This window comes from bacterium, assembly GCA_035703895.1.
GTDB lineage: Bacteria > Sysuimicrobiota > Sysuimicrobiia > Sysuimicrobiales > Segetimicrobiaceae > Segetimicrobium.
The window spans coordinates 1-4,364 of record DASSXJ010000087.1 but is presented as its reverse complement, the minus strand read 5'-3'; the positions used below and the strand labels follow the sequence as shown (position 1 = coordinate 4,364).

The window sequence follows — 4,364 nt, the reverse complement described above, 5'->3', positions numbered from 1 at the left end:
CGGCGTGGTGGTGATGGTCGGCGGTGCCGTCACGGCAGGGCACCTCTTCGGTGATCTGCTCGCCCTCGGCATGACGCTCTGCATGGCCGTGATGATGATCATCATCCGGAAGCATCGGGAAACCCCGATGCTTCCGGCCGCGTGCCTTTCAGCGTTTCTCAGTGCCCTCGTCGTTTGGCCGGCCGCTCATCCGGGCTCCGCGGGTCCGGCGGACATGGGCTATCTTGCGCTGTTCGGGACCACCCAGTTTGGTCTGGGGCTGCTGCTTCTCACGCTTGGGACGCGACTCATCTCCGCCACCGAGTCCGCCCTGGTCAGTGCCCTGGAGTCGCCGCTAGCCCCCATCTGGGTCTGGCTCGCGTTCAATGAGATCCCATCGCGGGCGACTCTCGCCGGCGGCACCATCGTCATGGCCGCCGTGGGGGGGCACATCCTGACCAGGCGGTCACGCTGAGGCCCGCGCCCAGAACCGGTCCTCCGATTCTCGGAAAATAGCATGTGGACATGTGTTATACAGAATAACCCAATTCTCTTCATGCGATCCCAGCAAGAACGTGCTTTAGACCATCGAGTTCCGGCAACAACGTGGTGCTCTCGTGCTCGTTCGGATCCGTCCTGGCCAAAACAGCCACCACCGGCTCGGTGTCGCTGCCATTGATAGACAGATGCGGAACCCCCGGTGGGATATACAGGAAGTCTCCCGGTCCTGCTGTAACATTCTCCCGCAGCTCCGCGCCAAACCAAAAGATAAGGCGGCCGCTAATAATATACGCGGCTGATTCGTGATCTTTGTGCAGGTGCGCTTTGGCCCGCGCTCCAGCCGGAATCGTCGCCAGTTGCAGGCAGAGGGCCTCAGCGCCTGCGGTCGCGCTCGAGATTCCCTGCGCATAATTGAACCCAGTGACTCCCGCGGACGCTTGCTTAGCATGGACAATCTGGCAACTGCGTCCTTTCGCCATCCTCATCCCTCCCGCTTGGCTCTGAACTCGCCTCGAGTATATGGGGGCCGCATCGCCGCGGCAAGACCAAAAAATGGACTTGAATCCGGCCGAGGGCGGGGGGGAGAATGGAGTTGTGAAAATCTATGGCCAGTACTGCCCTATCGCTCGGGCGTCAGAGATCCTGGCAGAACGCTGGACCCTGATCATCGTGAGAAACTTGCTGGCCGGCTGCCGCACCTTCTCCGAATTGTGCGAGGGCGCCCCCGGCATTCCCAAGGACACCCTCACGCAGCGGCTGGAATTGCTGGAACAGTTTGGGGTTATCGCACGACAGCCCAGTCCCCGGGGGCGCCGGTTCTCGTACCATCTCACTCCACGTGGGCAAGAGCTGAAGACGGTGTGTGACGCGATGGGCAATTGGGGAGCGCGATGGCTCGAGATCAGACCGGACCACATCAATCCGGGGTATGTGCTATGGGCCACGAGCAGGCTCGTCGACAAGGACAAGCTGCCAAACAAACGGGTCACCGTCCGCGTTGACCTACGGGATCAGCCACGGCAGAAATTCTGGTTGCTCCTGCAGCGTCCGCAGCCGGAGCTGTGTACCATCTACCCCGGGTTTCCGGAAGACCTCGTCATCACCACGGATTCTCAAACCCTTGTGAACTGGCACCTGCGAAAGTTCTCCTATGAAGAGGCACTCCGGCGGAAGCTGATCGAAGTGGATGGACCTCGCCTGCTCGCCCATGCCTTTCCCACCTGGATCCGTCCCAGCCCCTTCGCACATGTCTTCTCAAACAGGAACTTGCCGTCGGCGCACTAAGGAGCCACAGGGGCAGCGTTCGCACGTTTGTCACGTCGGCGGCTCTCCCAGGGCAGCGGCGAGCGCGATCACATAGGCAATCCCCGATGTGAACAGAATCCCCGACATCGCCGTGGCGTAGGGGGCGATGCCCGGCTCCACGGGCTTCCCGATCGTGTTCATCAGCAAATACGGAACGGTGAGCAGTTGCAGCAACAACAGCACCCACACATACATGGGAATCTCTTGTTGGGAAGCCACCCGTCGTCGTCCCGGGAGGGTCACGACAAAGACGAAGATCGGGATCGCCATGATGAGACTGGACACGCGCCACACCGTGGGCTGCGGTAACCCGTACAATGCCAGCAGGAGCGGCAACAGCGACCCAGCCGTCACGATAAACCCCGACTGGATGAACGTGAGCATGAAATAGCTCTCGTATCTCGTCATGGTGTGGCCCATGGCTTGGCGAAATATCAAGAGGAGCGCAGAAAAACCTACGAACGTGATCGAGATGGTCGCCAGCGCATAGAGATAGGTCGATCCCGGCAGTTCCATTTCCCTGGCGGCGGGGCTTCTCGCTACACCTTGGGTGTCTTTGCCATCTCCACCACTTCGTTCGTCATGATCTCTTCCGGCTTGACCTCGCGGGGCATCTGCTCGAGAGCCATGTAGGCGCTACTCAGGTCGGCCCAGACGCCTGGGTCCATGTGGCCCCACCCGTGTTGTTTGGTGGCGATGGAGGTGAAGTACGGCTGCATGTTGCGCAACGTCTTCACCTCCAGCGATCGATCCAGCCCTGTCGTGCTGCGCAGCACGATGTCGATCGCTTCGTCGGGGTGATCGCGCGCGTATAACCAGCCCTTGGCCGTCGCGGCCACGAACCGGGCCAACACGTCCTTCCGCTGTCCGTACACCTGGTCCGTACAGAAGTAGGTGTAAGCATACATACGGATCCCCAAGTCCCACAACTTGAAGTAGCCGACCTGATCGGCCACACCCATGTTCTCGAACTGGGGAACGCGATCGATCACCCATCCCGTGATCACATCGACCTGATGAGTCACCAACGGCGAGATGTCCCCGCCCACGGACACCACCTTCACGTGGTCCTTGGCGATATGGTGCTTCTTCAGGACGGCTTCCAACAGCGGCCGGGCGGTCGGCTGGATCCCGATGGTTTTCCCTTCGAAATCCGCCGGAGTCCGCACTCCCGATCGCTTCAGGAAGAAGAACGCAAATGGATGACGCTGCAGGACGGCAGCGAACGTCTTGAGGGGAAGGCCACGACTGCGCGCGTTGAGGAGGACGCCGATCGAGGCCGCGTCCCCTAACGTGGTGCCGCCTCCGGCGACGATCTGGATGGGATCGATGGACGGCCCGCCGGGTTGCATGCGTAGCTCGATGCCGGCCTCGTTGAAATACCCTTTGGCGATCGCCACCAACTCACCCGCCGCTTGGGAATTCAAGAACCAGCCAAATTGGAGCGAGACGCCTGTCAGGGGTTGGGCGTCTGCGGAAGGAGCCCACCGGGTGGCGGATCCACCGGCCGCCACGGACAACGACAACGCCGTGCCTGCCTTGAGGAAGGCCCGACGATTCAGCCGGGGCGCCAGTATCGTGACTTTGTCCCGCATCATTTGCGCATCCCCCCGTGTGACGTCGACCCGTGGCTTCCGCCCCCAGGGCCGGATCTCCTCCGTACCCGGGTCCCGCGACATCGCCGATCGGCGCGGCTTTCATCGCGTGAGTTTGCCGCGTATGCGGTTGACCTCGTAGCCGATGCGTTCCGCATCGATATGGAGCAAGGCCCCGCGCCGTACGAGCAGCCGGCCGTCAACCACCGCGGTGTCCACATCCCCGCCCGAAGCAGAATACACGAAGTGCGACCACGGATCCGGGGGCGGGACGGCGTTGGGAACGTCCGTCCGCAGCGTGATGATATCGGCACGACCGCCCGTCCGGAGGACCCCGATCTCCCCCGTCATGCTCAAGCACGTCGCGGCGGCCCGGGTGATCCATCCCAGCGCCGTGCGCGCCGGCAAAACCTCGGGGTTCTTCGTCGAAATCTTGTGGAGCAGCGCGGCGAACTTGACCTCGAACCAGGGATCCATGGAATTGTTGCAGGCCGCGCAGTCCGTTCCGAGACCCAACGGCACACCAGCTTGCCAAAGCTCCCACGCTAATGCGGCAGACCCTTCCACTTTGGCGTTGCTCACGGGACAATGCGCCACGGGAGTCCGGGTCGCCGACAGCAATTCGATCTCTCCCGGCTGAAGGTAGAGACAATGCGCGGCGATGGTCCGAGCGCCCAACAGGCCGAGGCGGTGCAGCAAATACACGCATCCCGCGTCACCGCGGCACCGCGCGGCATCCACTTCGTCGCGCGACTGCGCGACGTGAATGAAGGTGAGCGCCCCAAGATCTTCCATCCGCTCGCGCACCTTCAGAAGAAGGGCATCCCCGCAGGTGTCCGTGGCGTGGGGGCCCAGCCCGGCGAAGACCCGGCGAGAGGAGTCAACCCCCCACTGGGCGATCACGGTGTCGGACTCCTGCCAGTCCGCCTCGCCGCCCCGGTCCGTCACGGTCTGGGCCACCGCCGCGCGGATCCCGCTGTCCCA

The 4,364-nt window shown here is 62.6% G+C and carries 6 protein-coding genes; 2 read left to right on the top strand and 4 right to left on the bottom strand.

Annotated features, from left to right (window positions below; translation table 11 throughout):
• Positions 1–454: DMT family transporter (locus VFP86_06235; protein ID HET8999227.1), on the top strand; the 454-nt coding region annotated here is incomplete at its 5' end.
• A 79-nt stretch (positions 455–533) separates the two neighbouring features.
• Here the strand turns inward: VFP86_06235 and VFP86_06230 are convergent.
• Entirely contained in the window at positions 534–959 is a 426-nt protein-coding gene (locus VFP86_06230) for a cupin domain-containing protein (protein HET8999226.1), read from the bottom strand.
• A 115-nt stretch (positions 960–1,074) separates the two neighbouring features.
• Here VFP86_06230 and VFP86_06225 point away from each other — a divergent pair, with 115 nt between their 5' ends.
• Entirely contained in the window at positions 1,075–1,764 is a 690-nt protein-coding gene (locus tag VFP86_06225) for a helix-turn-helix domain-containing protein (protein HET8999225.1), read from the top strand.
• Positions 1,765–1,794: 30 nt separating this feature from the next.
• Here the strand turns inward: VFP86_06225 and VFP86_06220 are convergent, their stop codons facing one another.
• The 3 genes from VFP86_06220 to VFP86_06210 form a co-directional block, all read right to left on the bottom strand.
• Positions 1,795–2,301: a hypothetical protein gene (locus VFP86_06220; protein ID HET8999224.1), complete on the bottom strand. Its 507-nt coding sequence runs from the start codon at positions 2,299–2,301 to the stop codon at positions 1,795–1,797.
• A 23-nt stretch (positions 2,302–2,324) separates the two neighbouring features.
• Positions 2,325–3,383 carry an ABC transporter substrate-binding protein gene (locus VFP86_06215; protein HET8999223.1) on the bottom strand — a complete coding sequence of 353 codons (1,059 nt, stop codon included), beginning with the start codon at positions 3,381–3,383 and terminating at the stop codon, positions 2,325–2,327.
• Positions 3,384–3,482: 99 nt separating this feature from the next.
• The coding region (locus VFP86_06210; GenBank protein ID HET8999222.1) for an amidohydrolase family protein at positions 3,483–4,364 on the bottom strand (882 nt) is incomplete at its 5' end.